Genomic DNA, 19,545 nt, shown 5'->3' on the forward strand with positions numbered 1-19,545 from the left:
ATTGATTTTATCTTGAACCCTTTCTTATGTGTATTCTCTATATATTTTTTATATTTATCAATTTATTACATTTTATTTTTAGCAAGGTCATCACTGGTGATAATGGCAATTAATTAAAATTAATGTGTCGTTGATCATATTTTGGCAACAAAGCCTGTATCTGTGTTGATAATTCGCGTTGCAAAAAATAGGCTAAATACATCGCAAGAGGCATAACTCATTGTGAATATTTAGATTTAAATGGAAAGTTAAATCGTATTTCGGCCGAAAAATAAAATTAAAAAATATTAGAGGAATACAAGAATGGTTAATAAAAATGTCAATACTGGCAGGAAATTGCTCGTCTTAAAAATTGCAATAGCGATGCTTCCTATTGGTTACCAGCCAATTATGCATGCGGAGCAATTTCTTGAAGATTCAAAACTTACTGGTGGCCTTTACTACTGGCAACGAGATCGTTCACGTAAGGATTTAGACCCAAATAGCGATAAATATAAAAAATATGCGGATAATCTTAAACACTCAACGTTTAATGCCAGCCTAGATTTCTCATCCGGCTACTTCCAGGACATCATTGGGCTTGATTTAGCCGGTTTTACAGCTATTGAGCTATCAAATAGTGGGCCTGCTGCGCCAAATGAAATCGGCTTTAGTGATGCGAAATCACGTTGGGATGAAAAATGGACAGGGGATCGCAGTGGTGTGACTTTTTATAAGGCTGCTGCAAAATTGAAATATGGCCCTTTCTGGGGGAGAGGCGGCTATATTCAGCCAACGGGGCAAACGCTTTTAGCATCCCATTGGAGTTATATGCCTGGAACATACCGCGGATTAGAGCTGGGTGGGGTGTTTGATTTTGAGCAAAATGGTGAACTCAGCATGTCTTATATGTGGACCGACCGCTATAAAGCGCCTTGGTACCGTAGTATGTATGACTTTCGTGAAGCGGATGGTAAAACTGGGATCAGCTATTTACACTCAATTGGCTTTAAATATGACTTTAAAAACAATCTAGTCCTTGAAGGTGCATATGGGCAAGCTAAAAGTTATATGGATCAATATTTTGCCAAGGTTTCGTATGCTACTCCTGTTGTAGGCCGTGACTTACGTATGTCTTATCAATTTTATGGAGCAAAAGACAAGGTTTCAGACGGCGGAGTTAACGATGTTTATGACGGTTTAGCTTGGTTGCAAGCGATGACATTAGGTTACACCTACGATGAATTTGATTTTAAAGTTGAGGGAACCTATGTAAAAGCTAAAGGTAATCAAGGTTATTTCCTACAGCGTATGACCCCTGGCTGGGCAACATCAAATGGCCGTATGGATATTTGGTGGGATGGCCGTTCAGACTGGAATGCTAATAATGAAAAAGCAGTAATGGCAGGTGTCATGTATGATTTAAAAAATTGGGATTTAGCCGGATGGAAGGTCGGAACCTCATATATTTATGGATGGGATGCAAAACCAAGTACGAATAGCCAATATGCTCAAGATGTACGTTTGAAAGAAAGTGCATGGAACTTTGATATTTTATATACCGTACAGTCAGGGAGAGCGAAAGATACGTTGTTTAAACTGCATTTTACCAAATATGATAACCATACAGATATTCCGAGCTATGGCGGTGGTTACGGAAATATCTTCCAAGATGAAAAAGATATTAAATTTATGGTGATGATGCCATTTACTGTATTTTAAAGTATAAAACATTTTAGTCACAATGACTGCTATAGGGGAAACCATGGCAGTCATTAAAGGGTATTACCTTATATTTTTAATAATGAATGAGATATTAGCGTAAGGATAAATGCCTATATTAAAGCTTAAAAATAAGGTGAGTATTTTCACCTTATTTTTATTGTAATTATAAAGATGCATTATTTACACTTTCATTGAGTATGAAAGTGTCTTGTTTTAGTTTATCTTTTAATACGGTAACTTTTTCTGAATGATGAGCTGGGTTTTTAACTTGTGCTTGACCAGATAAAATCCCACCTTTTTTAATTGATAAACTGCTGTAATGGATCGTGCCGTGGATTTCTCCATTATTTTCAATACAAATAGTATCAGAGTGGCATTCACCTTCAATTCGCCCATTTACCACCAGTTCTTTGCAGGTGATATTTCCTGTCACTTGGCCGTTTAACATGACTTTAACCATATTATCTTTTCCAGTTATATTCCCAATGACTTTTCCGTAGATATGCACTTGCTCATTAGAGGTAATATTTCCTTCAAAAATAACGTCCCTAGAGATAATCGTATTCGATTTTTCTTCACTAATAGTTGGAGTTGATAGTGTGACTTGTTCTTCTATCTTTATGGTCACTTCAGGCTCACTACTTATCGAAGGGGGCGTTGCTGTAGGTGCGGGCTTGTTTTGTCTTTTGGTGAACATTTTACTTACCTTTTTTTGATTGAAGTATACGATCAAGAACAGTATTGATAATGCAAACGAAAATAAGGCGATAGTTAAATAGCTAAAAAACCACCCTATTAAAGTAAGAAACCAGAAGAAAAAACTTGTATTGAGAAAAAGATATGTTTTTTTCATCAGTTAATCTCTTACAAATTACTAAAGTACTAAATAAGTTTAGTCAATAAATGTAATTACACATTTAAATTGTACGTTAACGTTATGGCTACATTTGAATCATTAACTCTCTAATCTAGAGTTAAAATTATAGTAAGGTAATAAAATAATTTTATATAGTATGAAACCCTAGAAATCATCTATAATATTATTTATATACTACTTTGATATGTAAGTGTAATTCTAGATAATAGAATATATTCATCGGTGAAATAATATAAAGGTTTTGATTTGAATTGCAACTATTATAGTTTCTAGGGGAAATTTTTACTAACTAAAAATTTTAGTGATAAATAGTTAAATTTAAGTTATTCACCAGAAATTATCACTAATCGATTGAAAAAATATCGATACTTAAAATAAAAAACCCTGATAAAGTTTATTATCAGGGTTTTGGTATTTTTAACCATTACGCTTTATCAACGATGGTTGAATACTATTACTCTTTTGCTTCGTGTGCGTCAGCATTATCACGGCAATCACCGTCTGCGCAATGACCATATAGATATAAACTATGGTTAGATAGTTTAATGCCATGGCGAGCAGCGATATTTTTTTGGCGAGTTTCAATGGATTCGTCAGTAAACTCAATCACTTTTCCACAATCTAAACAGATTAAATGGTCATGGTGATGTTGCTGAGTTAACTCGAATACAGATTTACCCCCCTCGAAGTTGTGACGGGTTACGATACCAGCATCATCAAATTGGTTTAACACGCGGTATACGGTTGCTAACCCGATCTCTTCACCCATATCGATCAGCTTTTTATAGAGATCTTCCGCACTGACGTGGTGGCACTCAGGCTCTTGAAGTACTTCCAAAATTTTTAATCTTGGAAGAGTGACTTTGAGTCCAGCATTTTTCAATGCTTTATTGTTGTCTGTCATGCGGGTTTGTCCTGTATCTTAAATCATAAATTTAACAATAATGAGACATTTTTAACATCAATACAGTTGTCTTCTAAACTGATTTACAATTATAGGCATGGAAAATAAAAATAGAAACCATGCATTGTCTCATTATTTTGATAATCTCTTGAGAACCTATCCTATTAGGATACCTTATCGGTTATTTTAGTTCACACCACTGGTTTAGGTGATTCATTTTGTGCAAAACAGTGGTGCAATCTATGGGTAAGGGTTCTTTATATGAACTATTAGCCTAAAATTTCAGCTAAAGACATTTCTTCAGAGATTTGTTTTACCCATGCATCAACACGTTCATCTGTTAGCTCAGGTTGACGATCTTCATCAATAGCTAAACCAATAAAGTGGTTGTCATCTGCCATGCCTTTGGATACTTCAAAGTGATAACCTTCTGTTGGCCAATGGCCAACAATAACAGCACCACGAGGTTCGATAATATCGCGGATCGTACCCATAGCATCACAGAAATATTCAGCGTAGTCTTCTTGGTCTCCACAACCAAATAAGGCGACAAGTTTACCTTCGAAATCAATTTCTTCGAGAGTAGGGAAGAAATCATCCCAATCACATTGGGCTTCACCATAATACCAAGTTGGAATACCGAGAAGTAGAATGTCAAAAGCTTCAATATCTTCTTTGCTACATTTTGCGATATCGTGAACTTCTGCTACATCTTTGCCTAATCTTTCTTGGATCATTTTGGCAATATTTTCTGTGTTACCTGTGTCACTTCCGAAGAAAATGCCTATGACTGCCATAAAGTGATTAACCTCTTGTTTTTCTAAGAGAGCTAGAGGCGATAATTTGCCTTCTAGAGCCCATTTAGAACGAAAATAGATAGAATATTACGCCTTATTCTGGCGAAAAAATGTTGCTAAGTCTGTCAAATTTGTGTGATTTATCAAGATAACGTTATTTGAGTATTGATGTATCGACATGCTCAAGTTGTGACATTAAAATTTCTTCGATCAATTCACTACGGCTTATATTTTTATCTTCAGCTAACTGATTCAATACCGCGACAGCTTCTTCGTTCAGCTTCAATTCAACCCTGCGCAATCCCTTCACTTTATCTCGTTTCAGTTGGTTGCGTTTGTTGATCCTTAATTGTTCATCCCGTGATAGCGGGCTTGTTTTAGGTCGCCCAGGCCTTCGTTCCTCAGCGAACAAATCTAGCGTAGTTCGATCTGTTTGTTCTTTTGCCATGTTTATAACTGCTAAAAGGGTGTGCCAGTAATTCAGCGCGCCATGATACCCTAGCTAATTCCCTTGTGCTATAGCTTCATCTATGATGATTTGGTTTAATTGGTTGTAAAGTGAGCACTTTTAGTAAAAAAGCACCACTTGTTATAGGCGTGATGCTTTTTTATACGCGTTATTGTGTTTGTTGGTACCATAAATTGGCGTATAAGCCATTTGATTTGAGTAAGTTTTCATGTGAATTCATTTCGTGTACTTCTCCTTGGCAAATCACACATATCCTATCTGCGTGCATAATCGTATTTAACCGATGCGCAATACTAATAACGGTTCTTCCTTGAGTAATTAATGGCATGTTTTCCATAATGGCGGCTTCTGATTCATAATCGAGTGCGGAAGTAGCTTCATCGAGAATTAAAATATCGGGTTCGGTGAGCAAAGCACGCGCAAGCGCAATTCGTTGACGTTGACCGCCTGAAAGGTTTAAGCCTTTTTCTGATAAGGGGTAACTAAAATTATCAGGTAATGACATTATAAAGTCATAAGCGCCAGCCAATTTTGCAGCGTGAATAACTTGTTCATCAGTCGCTTGTGGATGACTTAATCGAATGTTATCAGCGATAGAGCCGACGAATAAGGTACTTTCTTGTAATACGACGCTCATTTTTCGGCGTAATGAAACGGTATCTGCAACCGCGAGATCCATACCATCAACAATAACTTGCCCGTGCTGTGGGACATAAAGTCGTTGTAATAATTTTGTTAGGGTACTTTTCCCGGAACCTGAGGGGCCGGTAATGCCAATAAATTCACCTGCATTAACCGTTAATGACAAATTATTGAGAACTTCGGGCGTATCAGGTTGATAACGAAAGCGAATATTTTGAAACTCGATTTTTCCGTGAATATTTGACGTATTTGCAATCCCCTTACGTTCATTTTCTACGGGCTCATCAAGAATATCTCCCACTCGACGTAATGAAATGATGGTGTGTTGGAAATCCTGCCAAACTTGGGCAAACCGCAACACAGGCTGTGTAACATGTGCACTTAGCATATTAAATGCCACTAATTCGCCAGGCGAAATCCCACCATTTAGCACCTCTTTGACACCAACCCACAAAAGGATTGCGGTAGTTATTTTGCTCACGAATGTCATTAATTGAGAGGCCACCTCACTGCGCATTGAAACTTTAAAGCTTTGAGTTAGCTGTTTACTAAATATTTTTTTCCAGCGTTGGTTAAAGTACTTTTCTGTTGCTGTCGTTTTTATGGTTTCAATCCCAGTAATACTTTCAGTGAGAAATGTGAGACCATTTTCATCGGCTTGATAGGATTTTTCAGTTTGTTGGCGAATAATTGGGCCTAGGACCATCCATAAAACAAAGAATACCCCCATAGAGCCTAATAAAATCCAAGTCATCAAACTACTGTAGGAAAATAAAACCGCGACAAAAAGAATGACAAAGATAAAGTCTATAAATAGCATCAGAGTTGAACCCGTTAAGAATTGCCTTATATGGGCTAATTCACGGATCCTTGCGATAATTTTACCGGTTGGTCTTAGCTTAAAATAATTTAGAGGTAAGGCCATTAAATGGCGATAAATTTTGCCTGATAATTCAGCGCTGATCTGGCTGCTACTATGACTAAAAATTTTATTACGAATAAAGCCATATATCGGCTCTGCAACAGCAATGGCAAAAATTGCCAATGCAATGACATGCAAATTTGAGAGGCTGCGTCCAACTAACACTTTGTCGATTAAATTTTGAAATAATAAAGGGCTAATTAAGGCAAAAAGCTGAATAATGGCAGAGAGAATAAAAATATTTCGTAATTTAACGTGTTGGCGCAAAATAGAGGGAATAAACCAGCTAAAGCCAAAGGCTTTTTTTTGCTCGGGCTCTAATTGTTCTTTAATGAGTAATACGTCAAATTCAGTTTCTGGAAGTACAGTAGAGTTATGAATGGGTTCCCGTTCGTCATTGGCGGGGTTTATGAGTACCAGTTCATTTTCTTGGCTAATAACTTGCCAAAAACCCGCTACATAGATTAAAGCAGGTAAAGGCAGCGTGCTTAATTGTATATGTTGCGCGGTAATAAGCTCGGTTTCATACCCTAATGTATGTGCACATTCTCTAATTTCCCACTCAGTAGGGGATAAAGTTTGCATACCAATTGCATGCCTGAGTTGATCAGATGAAACATTGTTTTGGTAATATTTAGCCACCCAAACTAAAGCATCCAAGCCATGATTATTTAATTGTTCCATCGATTATTTCTCTCTCATCGCGTTTGAGGTGTATTCATTGATAGGGCTGAGCAAGTAATCAATAATGCGACGTTTATCCGTTTTTATTTCAGCTACAATGGATAAACCGGGAGTCAGTTCAATGGACTCACCATCGACGAGTAGTTCTTTTTGATTAAGACCGATTTGTCCTAAGAATACTAATCCAAGGTTTTCATCGAGAGTACTGTCACGAGATATGGAAATCACTTCACCTTCAATCGTGCCATAACGAGTGTAAGGGAAAGCATCTATTTTCACTTCTGCTCTCAACCCTTCATGGATGAACCCAATATCTTTGTTCAAGATTTTAATTTCAGCTAATTGAACATGATTATTAGGAACTACCGCCATTAACTGCTGTGCCGGTTGTAGCACAGCCCCTAAGGTATGTGTAGCAAGCTGCTGAATAGTGCCATCAACGGGAGCTCGTATAATCTCTAATTGATTCCTCTCTTTATTTTTTAATAATTCTTGTTCAAGAGAAACTCGCTTAAAGTCGGCTTGTTTGTATTTTTCATCCCACTCTTGGTTTTTTTGTGCTTTCATTCTGCCCATCTTTTCATTTAAGGCGTGATGCTGGCTTTTTAGAATTGATAACTCAGATAATTTGGTGACTTTTTCTTTTTTAGCGATTAATAGTTCCCGCTCTTGTTCTAAAAACTCTTTCTGGCTGATTAACTGCTTTTCTGTTAACGAATGGTGTGCATCAAGGCGCTTTTTGATGTTCACAATGAGGGAGTTGATGGTAAGTAATTCATCTTTTCTAGCTTGTTGATTAACAATATTTAATTGAATTTCATTGTTAAGCTCATTAATTAATGAATCAAATTCTATTTTTTGTGTTTGATAGCTAGCCCGCGTATTGTTCTGTTCTGTTTCAGTTAATTGGCTAAATAAAGGTAATTGTTCAAGGGGCTGTTGTGAAATCAATGATTGATAAATTAGTATTTCAGATACATGGAAGTTATGTTGATAATTTAAACTTAGGATATCTTGGTCAACGCCGAGCACATTGACAGTAATTAAAGGATCCCCTTGTTTCACGATTTGCCCATCAGTAACATGAATATGTTCTAAACGGCTTAATTCAAACGCTTGAATTAACTGTGTTCGTCCCGAAACAATCAGTTTCCCCTGAGTCGTTGCTTGAATATCCAATTTGCCAAAAAATGACCAAGTCACGGCAAGAAAAACGCCTATACCAATAGAAATAGCGACATATAGAGCCAAATAAGACGGTGGTGTCTTTAATATTGCCAAGTGTGAAGGCAAAAAGCTGTTATAACGGTTTTTATCTAATCGATGTTTCATTTTACGTCCATGTCTGATTTCAGAGACTGTTGTAGAGTCCACAAGTGTTTATAAAAATCACCTTGTTCAATAAGTTGCTGGTGGCTACCTTGCTCAATGATTTCCCCATTTTGCATCACAATGATCCGCTGGTGATGGCGAATGGTTGATAAGCGATGAGCAATTGTGATGATGGTTCTTCCTTTTGCAATAATATGCATATTTTCTTGAATAACGGCTTGGGACTCGTCATCTAACGCGCTAGTTGCCTCATCAAAAATAATCACTTTAGGGTTAGAGAGTAGTGTTCGAGCAATAGCAATGCGCTGGCGTTGACCGCCAGAAAGGGATGTTCCTCCCTCGGCAAGAACGGTGTCGTAACCTTTTGGTAATTTCAAAATAAAATCATGTGCTCCCGCCATTTTGGCCGCATGAACGACTTCGTCCATGGAAGCATCCGGTGAGGTTTGAGCAATATTGTGAAAAACGGATTGGCTGAATAAAAAATTCTCTTGCAGCACAATGCCAATTTGTTGACGAAGGGAGTGTAAGTTAATCGCGGATATGGGCGTGTTATCCACAAAAATGGCGCCACTCTCTGGGGTATAGAGCCGTAGTAACAATTTAGCAAGGGTACTTTTACCTGACCCGGACGTACCGACAATGCCAATGGTTTCTCCCGCTTTAATATTTAAATTAAAGTTTTTTAGAACAAACGGCATGTTTGGTTGGTAACGGAACGAAATATTTTTTAAATTTAAATGCCCTTGAAGGGGCAATTTATTTTCTTGCTGAGATTGTTCGATAGGTAAGTTGATAATTTGGGAGAGTTTTTCGATAGCGACACGGGTTCGAATGTAGTCCCCCCATAGTTTAGTTAGTTTGATGAGAGGCTGATTAGCGTGGCTAACCATCATGTGAAAGGCAATAAGCTGGCCAATCGTCATTTGCAATGCTAAAACTTCAGAGGCACCAACCCACAAAACAATCGCACTGGTGATTTTTTCAATAGCCATCACCAAATGTTCAGAACGCGAGCTTATTTGCCCTGATACAAAGTTAGTTTGGCTCATATCAGAGGTTTGACCGTCCCAGCGACGAGTAAAATTAGGTTCTACGGATAAGCTTTTCGCGGTTTCGATTCCATTAATACTTTCAGTCAAAAAAGAGGTATTGATGGCGATGTTGGTAAACTGTTGTTGTGCTGCCGATTCAATTTTAGGCGTTAACCACCAAGCTAATAAAAGATAAAATGGAATAGAACACAGAAATATTATTGTGAGTGTTGTGGAAATTAAATTCATCACAAAAATAAACACAAATAAAAATAATACATCTACACATAGAGTGAAAAAGCTACTGGTTAAAAATTCACGAATAGTTTCGAGCTCTTTCACTCGGGTAACAATTGCACCTATTTGCCTACTTTTAAAAAAGGGAATAGGTAGTCTAAGTAAATGATTAACCAGTTTTAAGCCAAGTGTCATATCAATACGGTTAACTGTATGATGATAAATGTACTCACGTAACCCTTTCAACGTCACTTCTATTAGTGCTGCAATCATTAACCCAAAAATTAAAACATCTAAGGTGACTAAACTATTATGAACGAGCACCTTATCCATAATAACTTGCATAACAATAGGGGATACTAATGCGAGGATTTGCAATATAAATGAAAAGAATAAAACCCACAAAATAATGGGTTTATATTTCATAAATTCAACTTGGAACCAAGTGATGTCAAATTGCCCCTGTTTAAGGCTTACCTGTAACCAGTGACCACTCCATTGTTGATTCAGTTCTTCAATGCTCCATATTTCTGGAGGGGTATTCCCAAATTGCTGAACGAGCACTTGCTCTTGGTTACGGTTAGCTAATAGAAAGGCTTCTCCTTTGACATTATATAAAATAGCAGGGCAAACTATTTTAGTTAGATTTTTATTTTTCTGATGTTTATTCCTACAGCGAATGGAGTACTTTGATTTAATAATGTTAAGTTTTTCATTGTAACCAATAGGTTTATTGAGTGCTTGTTCTAGTTCTTTAGGGTTTATTCCCCCTGACAACTTAGCAATAACACTAATAAAGTATAATGTCGATTCTGATTTGAGACTATCCATTTTCTATATTAATAAATTCCTTAAGTTATTTTAATTTTAAAATTAAATTGTGCATTAATAAAATATACAGTAGATAACAATAAAATAGGGTGGAATTTGGATAATACAGGGTTTGTAATTCGCTGTGTATTGAAGTTAGTCTTATTATGTAGTTAATAAAGAAATTATATTTAACTACAAATATATTTAAAGATATTGAAAAGTTATATGTCTTTTCAATATCTATATTTAAATGTAATTAATTATTCGGGGATAGATAAAAAACGATGGATAGCTCTTAAAACATGGTCTGGTTTTTCTGCATGAACCCAGTGCCCTGTATCAGCGACAACCCACGCTTTGGCTTGCGGAAACTGTTGTGCGATTTGTTCTTTATATTCAGCTTGCACATAGGGGGAGTTTCCTCCGGGGATTAACAACACGGGTTTGTCCCAAGCAGGTACTGTTTCCCAACCAATAATACTTTCATAATTAGCTTTGAGAGCGGGTAAATTAAATTTCCACTCACCTTGTTTAAACGACTTAAGCAGAAATTGGATTACGCCATCCTCATTAATGTAATCATGCATAATCACGGTAGCTTCTTGGCGAGTTTTCGCATTTTTTGCTATGGCCGCATCAAGAGCTGCAAATATTTTATCATGACGACGGACTTGGTAAGCGACGGGCGCCATATCAATCGCAACGATGCTATCAATAAAATTAGGGGCTATTGCGGTTGCTGCCATGGCAATTTTCCCCCCCATTGAGTGGCCAATTAAAATAGCATTTTCGTAACCTAAAGATTTTACTAATGTAATAACATCTTGAGCCATTTGCTGGTAACTCATTTGCTCATCACGAAATGAGTCACCATGATTACGAACATCAATTTGAATCGTATCGAAATATTGTTGTAAATTACGCCCTAGAACACCTAAGTTGTTGAGGTCACCAAATAGCCCATGGATGAGTACTACTGGGCTATTTGAGATTGGATTTTCAGGTTTATGAATAGTATGGTTAAGTAATACAGTCATATTTGTTTGATCAATTCGTCAGCGGTACATGTGGTCTTATCATGTCACGGCTCTAAGTAAAATCCAAATGGTCAAATAAACTGCAATCTTGGTTGAGGTAAGTTAATGAGGCGATAACTAAGAGGATCATCGCCAGTAAATTTCAGAAAATTGAATTTGGCTACGGAGGTGAAATACTGAAAGTAATGGCATGATAACCTACTGAATTATCTTCGAACTTAGAATAATGTTTACTTTAAGTTATTGAAATTTTAATTGTTTTGTTTTTTTTAAATCTGTCTTATAATCACACCGCAAATTTTAGTTAAATAAGTACTGGGAAAAAATGAAAACAATAGACGTTGATGAAGAGCTTTACCGCTATATTGCGAGCCATACACAGCATATCGGTGAAAGTGCATCGGATATTTTGCGCCGTATGTTAAATTTCAAATCCGGGCAGCCAGTACAAGCAAAAGAAATGAGTCAGGAACATGCTGTTATTAAGGCTGAACCTGCGACGAGTATACCTGCTGTTGCATTAAATCCTGTTAGGGTCATTAGAGAGCTCCTGTTATCTGACGCTTATGCAGAAAAAAATAAAGCGATTGACCGCTTTATGTTGATTTTATCTACTTTATATAGTTTAGATGCGAATCGTTTTGCGAGTGCAACAGAGTTAATGCATGGTCGAACTCGTATTTATTTTGCTGGCGATGAGCAAACATTACTTGCAGCCGGTAAACAATCTAAGCCTCGCCATATTCCTGGGACACCGTATTGGGTGATCACAAATACGAACACGAATCGTAAACGTAGTATGGTTGATGCGATTATGCAGGAAATGCAATTTCCAACCAATGTGATTGAAAAAGTTTGTAATACTATTTAAAAACTGAAAGGCCACTGATGTTGATAACAAAGCATCAGTGCTTTGGGAGAAAACAAGTGACAATACATGAACGTGCAGGGCAGCTTCCGTTTCAAAGTGACTTGATCAATGTCGCTCAATTAACCGCTCAATATTATACGCAGCAACCACAACCTGGAAATGCATCTCAAGCTGTTAAGTTTGGAACATCAGGGCATCGTGGTAGCTCATTGCGTAAAAACTTTAATGAAAACCACATATTAGCTATTGCACAAGCGATAGCTGATTTACGCAAAAAGCAAGGCGTAACAGGCCCCTGTTTTGTGGGGAAAGACACCCATGCGTTATCAGAAGCGGCATTTATCACTGTGGTTGAAGTCTTAGCGGCAAATCAAGTTCATGTTATTGTTCAGGAAAATAATGGATTTACCCCAACGCCTGCTGTCTCTCATGCCATTTTAAGTTATAACCAATCACATCAAGATGTTGCGGATGGTATTGTTATTACACCATCACATAACCCACCTGAAGATGGCGGTATTAAATATAATCCTGCGAATGGTGGGCCGGCAGATACCGATTTAACGTCTGTCATTGAGAAAAATGCTAACCAATTGCTAGCCAATAACCTTGAAGGAATTAAAAGAACCAACTTTGATAGCGCGATGGCGAGTGAGTACGTCATTCAGAAAGATTTGGTTATGCCTTATGTCTCTGCATTAGGTGAAGTTGTTGATATGCAAGCAATTGCTAAGTCTGGTTTAAAAATTGGCGTTGACCCTCTAGGCGGCTCTGGTATTGAGTACTGGAAAAAAATTGCTGAATATTATCAATTAGATATTGAAATCGTAAATGACCAATTAGACCAAACATTCCGTTTTATGCCTTTAGACCATGATGGTGTCATCCGTATGGACTGCTCATCAAGTTGGGCAATGGCGGGTTTGCTTGGGATGAAAGAAAAATTTGATTTAGCTTTCGCTAATGACCCTGACTATGACCGTCATGGCATTGTCACCCCCGATGGTTTAATGAACCCAAATCACTATCTTGCTGTGGCAATCGACTACCTATTCCAACACCGCCCTCAGTGGGGAAAAAATGTTGCGGTAGGGAAAACCCTTGTCTCAAGTGCGATGATTGACCGTGTTGTTAACGATATAGGGCGTGAATTAGTTGAAGTGCCAGTAGGGTTCAAATGGTTTGTTGATGGGTTATTCAGCGGCCAGCTAGGTTTTGGCGGTGAGGAAAGTGCTGGGGCATCATTTTTGAAATTCGATGGCACACCTTGGTCAACAGACAAAGACGGTATCATTCTTTGCTTACTCGCTGCAGAAATTACGGCGGTTACGGGTGAAAACCCGCAGCAACGTTATAATAACCTCGCTAAGAAATTTGGCGCACCGATTTACAACCGTATTCAAGCGAAAGCGACTCACGAGGAAAAAGCGAAGCTAAGTAAATTATCACCGGAAATGGTTGCAGCAGATACATTGGCTGGAGATAAAATTACACAGCGTTTAACTGCTGCCCCTGGTAATAATGCACCAATTGGCGGTTTAAAAATCATGACTGATTATGGCTGGTTCGCAGCAAGACCATCAGGCACGGAAGAAGCGTATAAAATTTATTGTGAAAGTTTCCGCGGAGAAGAGCATTTACGCCAAATAGAAAAAGAAGCGATTGAGATCGTAAGCAAAGTTATTCGCTAATTTTTTAATTTTTTATAAAAGACATTTCAATGAATATCCCGAAACACAGCGCAATGATGTAATTCGGGATATTATCGCTTATTTATTGTTAATTTCTCCATAAAATTGTGCTTGTCGAGAGTGTGACAAGATTAACAAAATTCTTTTTTCCATTATCAAAAAATAACCCCTCTTTCATTTTTGGGCTTGCTGACAATAACCGTTGCAGCTAAAGGCTTGGAGTGGTACAACTTTAAGTATCTGAGTGAATTTTATTAACCATAATTGAAGATGGATAGGGTGAGGTCAATGAGTCAGGTTTATAATTTCAGTGCAGGCCCAGCTATGCTACCTGTTGAAGTCATGCGTCGTGCTGAACAAGAGTTTTGTAATTGGAAGGGATTAGGCGTTTCTGTCATGGAAGTTAGCCATCGCGGAAAAGACTTTATCGAAGTGGCAACAGAAGCAGAACAAAATTTACGTGATCTATTAAACATTCCTGATAACTATAAAGTTTTATTTTGTCACGGTGGGGCTCGAGCCCATTTTGCTACGTTACCGATGAATTTATTAGGTGATAAAACGACCGCTGACTATATTGTGAGTGGCTATTGGTCAGAGTCAGCAGCAAAAGAAGCTGAAAAATACTGCACACCTAATGTAATTCAAATTACTGAAGAAAAAGACGGTGTTGTGAGTTTAAAACCCATGAAAGAATGGCCATTAAGTGATGATGCCGCTTATGTCCACTATTGCCCAAATGAAACCATTGGTGGCTTAGCTATTCATGAAGAACCTGACTTCCCTGAAGATAAAATTATTGTTGCTGACTATTCCTCTTCTATCTTATCTAAACCGATTGATGTAAGTCGTTATGGTGTCATTTATGCGGGAGCTCAAAAAAATATTGGGCCAGCTGGATTAACTATCGTTATTATCCGAGAAGACCTGCTCGGTAAAGCTTCGCCTCAGACTCCATCTGTATTTGATTACACGGTATTAGCAAAACACGATTCAATGTTTAATACCCCACCGACCTTTGCTTGGTATCTTGCGGGGATGGTCTTCAAATGGTTAAAAGAACAAGGTGGTTTGCAAGAAATGGCTAAGCGTAATTATGAAAAATCACAATTACTCTACAATGCAATTGATGATAGCCAGTTCTACATTAACCGTGTTGCGGTTGAAAACCGTTCTTGGATGAATGTACCGTTCCAAATGCAAAACCCGGCTCTTGATGCGAAATTTATTGATGGAGCCAAAGAGCAAGGCTTACTTTCTCTAAAAGGCCATAAAGTGGCTGGTGGTATGCGTGCGTCAATCTATAATGCGATGCCATTAGCGGGTGTACAGGCTTTGGTTGATTTTATGGCTGATTTCGAACGTCATAACGCTCAATAATGAGATTTGCCGACTGAAATAGGATGTTCAGTCGGTTATTTGTGCTCTTTACATTTGACTTAAAAGAAAATAGAGCCAGATTTTATTTACTTGCAAAACTTCACTGGAGAAACTGCTTTTTATGCAATCCCTGACATTACAACCTATCTCTTCAATTAACGGCACAATTAATTTGCCAGGGTCAAAAAGTGTCTCAAACCGCGCACTATTATTAGCAGCGATGGCTAAAGGAACGACCACACTCACTAACTTATTGGACAGTGATGATATTCGCCATATGCTGAATGCATTAACCCAGTTAGGCGTTAGCTACCAACTATCGGAAGATAAAACATGTTGTCGTGTGGAAGGTTTAGGCGGAAACTTATCTCATCCAAATGCTCTAGAGATATTTTTAGGCAATGCCGGAACGGCAATGCGCCCACTGGCTGCTGCATTATCACTAAGTCACAATAATATTATTTTAACGGGTGAGCCTCGCATGAAAGAGCGCCCAATTGGGCATTTGGTCGATGCATTAAGGGAAGGTGGCGCAGAAATTGAATATTTAGAGCAGGAAAACTACCCGCCACTACGATTGAAAGGTGGTTTTATCGGTGGTCAAATTTCAGTCGATGGGTCTGTTTCCAGCCAGTTTTTAACTGCATTGTTAATGGCGGCTCCGCGTGCAGAGCAAGATACAACAATTACAATTATTGGCGAGTTAGTCTCTAAACCTTATATTGATATCACGTTAGCATTAATGAAAACATTTGGTGTTAATGTCGAAAATCATCAATATGAACATTTCGTTATCAAAGGGCAGCAACAATACCAATCACCAGGTGAATATTTAGTGGAAGGTGATGCTTCATCAGCGTCTTATTTCCTTGCTGCGGCTGCCATTAAGGGAGGTGTAGTGCGTGTAACAGGAATTGGGCGTAATAGTTTGCAAGGGGATACTAAATTTGCCAACGTATTAGAAAAAATGGGCGCGACTATTCGTTGGGGTGATGACTACGTTGAGTGTGAACGCGGAACGTTGACAGGTATTGATATGGACATGAATGCGATCCCTGATGCGGCAATGACTATTGGAACGGTTGCTCTGTTTGCTGAAGGCGAAACGGTTATTCGTAATATTTATAACTGGCGAGTAAAAGAGACCGACCGGTTATATGCGATGGCGACAGAGTTACGAAAAGTTGGCGCTGAAGTGGAAGAAGGACATGATTATATTCGTGTCGTTCCACCGAAAAAATTACAGCATGCTGAAATTGAAACTTATAACGACCATCGTATTGCAATGTGTTTTTCGTTAGTTGCATTATCAGATACGCCAGTAACAATTTTGGATCCCGGCTGCACTGCAAAAACTTTTCCTGATTACTTCGAACAGTTGGCTCGTTTAAGTCATTAATCTATTGGTTGGGTTGATATTATTTTCTTTGATATCAACCTGATTTTTACGATCCAAACATCAATTTTCTCTTATTTTTTAGCAATCATCAGAACCTGCTTATTTCACAAATCTACTGAATTGGTATAATACCTTCACAGATTTTAATTGCGGGTAGCTAGGCTATTTGCAGAAAAGGAGATTTTTATATGGTGGCGATAGCCCCTGTAATCACCGTTGATGGACCAAGCGGAGCAGGTAAAGGTACACTTTGCCAAGCATTAGCAAACGAATTTGGATGGCAGCTTTTAGACTCTGGCGCAATTTATCGTGTATTAGCGTTAGCTGCGTTACATCACCATGTTGATATCCAATCCGAAGATGCGTTAGTTCCTTTGGCTGCAAATTTAGATGTGAAATTTGTTCCTGAAGATAATGTACTGAAAGTCATTCTGGAAGGGGAAGATGTTTCGAATCAAATTAGAACCGAAACAGTAGGGAATACAGCATCCCAAACAGCAACTTTTCCTCGCGTACGTGAAGCCTTACTTCGACGCCAACGTGCATTTAGAACGCTACCTGGACTTATTGCCGATGGCCGTGATATGGGAACGGTGGTTTTCCCCGATGCTCCAGTAAAAATTTTTCTTGATGCGTCAGCTGAAGAACGTGCTCATCGGCGGATGAAGCAGTTGCAAGAAAAAGGTTTTGATGTTAATTTTGAACGTCTTTTAAGCGAAATTGAAGAGCGAGATTTTCGTGATCGTAATCGCTCTGTTGCACCTCTTATTGCCGCGAAAGACGCATTAGTGCTGGATTCCACAAGTATGTCTATTGAGGAAGTTATTGAAAAAGCACACACCTATGCAAAAAAAATTCTACAATTATCGTGATAATAGGCTTTATTTTAGCTTATAATTAGATAATATACGCAGTTACCGCTATGTGATTATATTATTAGCATAGCATCAACCTTGCGACATGGAATGTTGTGGGGTATGTGAAACAACCCCATTTGGCGGGAAGCTAAGTGGACGTTAATTTAAAACTCTTGAAGATCATTAATATGACTGAATCTTTTGCTCAACTCTTTGAAGAATCCCTGCAGAATATTGAAACTCGTCCTGGTTCTATCGTCCGTGGTACTGTTGTTGCCATCGATAAAGACGTAGTCCTTGTTGACGCAGGTCTTAAATCAGAATCTGCTATCCCAGTAGAACAGTTCAAAAATGCTCAGGGTGAGCTAGAAATCCAAGTTGGCGACGAAATCGATGTAGCTCTGGATGCAGTAGAAGATGGTTTCGGTGAAACTATCCTGTCTCGTGAGAAAGCTAAACGTCATGAAGCATGGCTGATGCTGGAAAAAGCTTACGAAGAAGCTGAAACTGTAACTGGTGTTATCAACGGTAAAGTTAAAGGTGGTTTCACTGTTGAGCTGAACGGTATTCGTGCGTTCTTACCAGGTTCACTGGTTGATGTACGTCCAGTTCGTGATACTACTCACTTGGAAGGCAAAGAGCTTGAGTTCAAAGTAATCAAGCTGGATCAGAAACGCAACAACGTTGTTGTTTCTCGTCGTGCTGTAATTGAATCTGAAAGCAGCGCTGAGCGCGATCAACTGCTGGAAAATCTGCAAGAAGGCATGGAAGTTAAAGGTATCGTTAAGAACCTTACTGACTACGGTGCATTCGTTGATCTGGGCGGTGTTGACGGCCTGCTGCATATCACTGACATGGCTTGGAAACGTGTTAAACACCCAAGCGAAATCGTCAACGTTGGTGATGAAATCAATGTTAAAGTTCTGAAATTCGACCGTGAGCGCACTCGTGTTTCTCTGGGTCTGAAACAACTGGGCGAAGATCCTTGGGTCGCAATCGCTAAACGTTACCCAGAAGGTACTAAACTGACTGGTCGCGTTACTAACCTGACTGACTACGGCTGCTTCGTAGAAATCGAAGAAGGCGTTGAAGGTTTAGTTCACGTTTCAGAAATGGATTGGACTAACAAAAACATCCACCCATCTAAAGTTGTTAACGTTGGTGATGTTGTTGAAGTTATGGTTCTGGATATCGATGAAGAACGTCGTCGTATCTCACTGGGCCTGAAACAGTGCAAATCTAACCCATGGCAGCAATTTGCAGAAACTCACAACAAAGGCGACCGCGTTGAAGGTAAAATCAAGTCTATCACTGACTTCGGTATCTTCATCGGTCTGGACGGCGGCATCGATGGCCTGGTTCACCTGTCTGACATCTCCTGGAACGTTGCAGGCGAAGAAGCAGTTCGTGAATACAAAAAAGGTGATGAAATCGCAGCTGTTGTTCTGCAAGTCGACGCAGAGCGTGAGCGTATTTCTTTAGGTGTTAAACAGTTAGCTGAAGATCCATTCAATAACTATTTAGCAGCAACTAAGAAAGGCGCAATCGTAACTGGTAAAGTAATCGCAGTTGATGCTAAAGGTGCAACTGTTGAGCTGACACTGGGCGTTGAAGGTTACCTGCGTGCATCAGAAGCTTCACGTGACCGTGTTGAAGATGCAACACTGGTTCTGAACGTTGGTGATGATGTTGAAGCTAAATACACTGGTGTTGATCGTAAAAACCGTGTAATCAACCTGTCTGTTCGCGCTAAAGACGAAGCTGATGAGAAAGACGCTGTCGCAGCTGTGAACAAACAAGAAGATACAGCATTCGGCAACAATGCTATGGCTGAAGCTTTCAAAGCAGCTAAAGGCGAATAATTAAGTGGGGGCAACAGTAGCGTTGCCCCTTTG

The 19,545-nt window shown here is 38.7% G+C and carries 15 protein-coding genes; 7 read left to right on the forward strand and 8 right to left on the reverse strand.

The genetic code is table 11. The annotated features are described in order from the left end of the window. Window positions 1-303: 303 nt before the first annotated feature. Complete coding sequence (gene chiP / locus CYG50_RS04660) at window positions 304-1,701, forward strand: chitoporin ChiP (RefSeq protein ID WP_102138469.1); 1,398 nt, start codon at window positions 304-306, stop codon at window positions 1,699-1,701. A gap of 166 nt (window positions 1,702-1,867) precedes the next feature. Here the strand turns inward: chiP and CYG50_RS04665 are convergent, their stop codons facing one another. From CYG50_RS04665 to ybfF, 8 genes are all read right to left on the reverse strand, one after another. Continuing rightward, window positions 1,868-2,401: a bactofilin family protein gene (locus CYG50_RS04665; RefSeq protein WP_232368197.1), complete on the reverse strand. Its 534-nt coding sequence runs from the start codon at window positions 2,399-2,401 to the stop codon at window positions 1,868-1,870. A 634-nt stretch (window positions 2,402-3,035) separates the two neighbouring features. Beyond that, entirely contained in the window at window positions 3,036-3,485 is a 450-nt protein-coding gene (fur, locus tag CYG50_RS04670) for a ferric iron uptake transcriptional regulator (RefSeq protein ID WP_004256285.1), read from the reverse strand. Window positions 3,486-3,754: 269 nt separating this feature from the next. Further along, complete coding sequence (fldA, locus tag CYG50_RS04675; protein WP_004256261.1) at window positions 3,755-4,282, reverse strand: flavodoxin FldA; 528 nt, start codon at window positions 4,280-4,282, stop codon at window positions 3,755-3,757. Window positions 4,283-4,436: 154 nt separating this feature from the next. Beyond that, complete coding sequence (ybfE, locus tag CYG50_RS04680) at window positions 4,437-4,730, reverse strand: LexA regulated protein (RefSeq protein ID WP_102138471.1); 294 nt, start codon at window positions 4,728-4,730, stop codon at window positions 4,437-4,439. A gap of 169 nt (window positions 4,731-4,899) precedes the next feature. Then, window positions 4,900-6,999: a type I secretion system permease/ATPase gene (locus CYG50_RS04685; protein ID WP_102138472.1), complete on the reverse strand. Its 2,100-nt coding sequence runs from the start codon at window positions 6,997-6,999 to the stop codon at window positions 4,900-4,902. 3 nt (window positions 7,000-7,002) lie between these two features. After that, entirely contained in the window at window positions 7,003-8,331 is a 1,329-nt protein-coding gene (locus CYG50_RS04690) for an HlyD family type I secretion periplasmic adaptor subunit (RefSeq protein WP_102138473.1), read from the reverse strand. After that, complete coding sequence (locus CYG50_RS04695) at window positions 8,328-10,433, reverse strand: peptidase domain-containing ABC transporter (protein WP_102138474.1); 2,106 nt, start codon at window positions 10,431-10,433, stop codon at window positions 8,328-8,330. Before CYG50_RS04695 ends, CYG50_RS04690 begins: the two co-directional genes overlap by 4 nt. Before the next feature lie 242 nt (window positions 10,434-10,675). Further along, window positions 10,676-11,452, reverse strand: a complete 777-nt coding sequence (ybfF, locus tag CYG50_RS04700) for an esterase (protein ID WP_102138475.1) — start codon at window positions 11,450-11,452, stop codon at window positions 10,676-10,678. 325 nt (window positions 11,453-11,777) lie between these two features. Here ybfF and seqA point away from each other — a divergent pair, with 325 nt between their 5' ends. From seqA to rpsA, 6 genes are all read left to right on the forward strand, one after another. Continuing rightward, a complete protein-coding gene (gene seqA, locus CYG50_RS04705) occupies window positions 11,778-12,323 on the forward strand; it encodes a replication initiation negative regulator SeqA (RefSeq protein ID WP_102138476.1) in 546 nt (181 codons plus the stop codon). A 56-nt stretch (window positions 12,324-12,379) separates the two neighbouring features. Continuing rightward, a complete protein-coding gene (gene pgm / locus CYG50_RS04710) occupies window positions 12,380-14,014 on the forward strand; it encodes a phosphoglucomutase (alpha-D-glucose-1,6-bisphosphate-dependent) (protein ID WP_102138477.1) in 1,635 nt (544 codons plus the stop codon). A 288-nt stretch (window positions 14,015-14,302) separates the two neighbouring features. After that, window positions 14,303-15,394 carry a 3-phosphoserine/phosphohydroxythreonine transaminase gene (gene serC, locus CYG50_RS04715; protein ID WP_102138478.1) on the forward strand — a complete coding sequence of 364 codons (1,092 nt, stop codon included), beginning with the start codon at window positions 14,303-14,305 and terminating at the stop codon, window positions 15,392-15,394. A 121-nt stretch (window positions 15,395-15,515) separates the two neighbouring features. Then, window positions 15,516-16,793, forward strand: a complete 1,278-nt coding sequence (aroA, locus tag CYG50_RS04720) for a 3-phosphoshikimate 1-carboxyvinyltransferase (RefSeq protein ID WP_102138479.1) — start codon at window positions 15,516-15,518, stop codon at window positions 16,791-16,793. A gap of 188 nt (window positions 16,794-16,981) precedes the next feature. Continuing rightward, a complete protein-coding gene (gene cmk, locus CYG50_RS04725; RefSeq protein WP_102138480.1) occupies window positions 16,982-17,665 on the forward strand; it encodes a (d)CMP kinase in 684 nt (227 codons plus the stop codon). Between the two features lie 173 nt (window positions 17,666-17,838). Then, window positions 17,839-19,512 (forward strand): 30S ribosomal protein S1, encoded by a 1,674-nt coding sequence (gene rpsA, locus CYG50_RS04730; RefSeq protein ID WP_004909559.1) that lies wholly within the window; start codon window positions 17,839-17,841, stop codon window positions 19,510-19,512. Window positions 19,513-19,545: the final 33 nt, after the last annotated feature.

Source organism: Providencia huaxiensis, assembly GCF_002843235.3.
GTDB classification, from domain to species: Bacteria; Pseudomonadota; Gammaproteobacteria; order Enterobacterales; family Enterobacteriaceae; genus Providencia; species Providencia huaxiensis.

Excerpts from the sequence above, each read along its gene's own strand:
- fur (WP_004256285.1), bottom strand. The coding sequence starts at position 3,485 with ATGACAGACAACAATAAAGCATTGAAAAATGCTGGACTCAAAGTCACT.
- ybfE (WP_102138471.1), bottom strand. The coding sequence starts at position 4,730 with ATGGCAAAAGAACAAACAGATCGAACTACGCTAGATTTGTTCGCTGAG.
- aroA (WP_102138479.1), top strand. The coding sequence starts at position 15,516 with ATGCAATCCCTGACATTACAACCTATCTCTTCAATTAACGGCACAATT.
- ybfF (WP_102138475.1), bottom strand. The coding sequence starts at position 11,452 with ATGACTGTATTACTTAACCATACTATTCATAAACCTGAAAATCCAATC.
- cmk (WP_102138480.1), top strand. The coding sequence starts at position 16,982 with ATGGTGGCGATAGCCCCTGTAATCACCGTTGATGGACCAAGCGGAGCA.
- fldA (WP_004256261.1), bottom strand. The coding sequence starts at position 4,282 with ATGGCAGTCATAGGCATTTTCTTCGGAAGTGACACAGGTAACACAGAA.
- chiP (WP_102138469.1), top strand. The coding sequence starts at position 304 with ATGGTTAATAAAAATGTCAATACTGGCAGGAAATTGCTCGTCTTAAAA.
- CYG50_RS04685 (WP_102138472.1), bottom strand. The coding sequence starts at position 6,999 with ATGGAACAATTAAATAATCATGGCTTGGATGCTTTAGTTTGGGTGGCT.
- CYG50_RS04695 (WP_102138474.1), bottom strand. The coding sequence starts at position 10,433 with ATGGATAGTCTCAAATCAGAATCGACATTATACTTTATTAGTGTTATT.
- CYG50_RS04690 (WP_102138473.1), bottom strand. The coding sequence starts at position 8,331 with ATGAAACATCGATTAGATAAAAACCGTTATAACAGCTTTTTGCCTTCA.
- serC (WP_102138478.1), top strand. The coding sequence starts at position 14,303 with ATGAGTCAGGTTTATAATTTCAGTGCAGGCCCAGCTATGCTACCTGTT.
- rpsA (WP_004909559.1), top strand. The coding sequence starts at position 17,839 with ATGACTGAATCTTTTGCTCAACTCTTTGAAGAATCCCTGCAGAATATT.
- seqA (WP_102138476.1), top strand. The coding sequence starts at position 11,778 with ATGAAAACAATAGACGTTGATGAAGAGCTTTACCGCTATATTGCGAGC.
- CYG50_RS04665 (WP_232368197.1), bottom strand. The coding sequence starts at position 2,401 with ATGTTCACCAAAAGACAAAACAAGCCCGCACCTACAGCAACGCCCCCT.